The sequence below is a fragment of the Vibrio sp. D173a genome, from assembly GCF_030248475.1.
In genome coordinates, this window is the sequence record NZ_JAHGAH010001474.1 from 1 (window position 1) to 631 (window position 631).

General features: G+C 38.0%; 1 protein-coding gene. It reads left to right on the top strand.

Translation table 11 applies throughout. The features are described from left to right. Positions 1 to 301 precede the first annotated feature (301 nt). The coding region (locus KIV40_RS34160; protein WP_285353881.1) for an FAD-dependent oxidoreductase at positions 302 to 631 on the top strand (330 nt) is incomplete at its 3' end.

The following is a 631-nucleotide window of genomic DNA, read 5'->3' on the forward strand; positions in this document are numbered from 1 at the left end:
AATATTGTGTCAGTGTTTTACTACTAAATGAAAATGATTGTCATTTAATTTCTTTTTGAGTTACTCTTAGTGAAACTTTACTACACCTCAATATGCTTCAAGTTGTTCATGCACTCCGCTATTACCCATATATAAAGTCAGGTTATACGTTTGCTTTGGCCGATTTTTAATCCGTTATACCTCTTTTGTTCTACCCCTTTAGGGTAGTTCATTTTCGTAATTGATTTACATCATATTTTCATTTTCTTTCATAATTCATTATTCGCTCAGTTAAGAAAATCATAACCTTTCAGGAATTCTTATGAGCAAGATGAAGCTAGTCGTAATCGGTAACGGGATGGTCGGCCATCGCTATATCGAAGATTTAGTAGAGAAGACAGACGTAGCAAACATGGACATTACAGTGTTCTGTGAAGAGCCACGTGTAGCGTATGACCGTGTACACCTTTCTTCTTACTTTTCACACCACACAGCAGATGAACTTTCTTTAGTTAAAGAGGGCTTCTACGAGAAACATGGCATCAACATGTTGATCGGCGAACGCGCTATCACAGTAAACCGTGAGAAGAAGATTGTTTACTCGAGCTCTGGTCGTGAAATCCAATACGACAAGCTAATCATGGCTACGGGT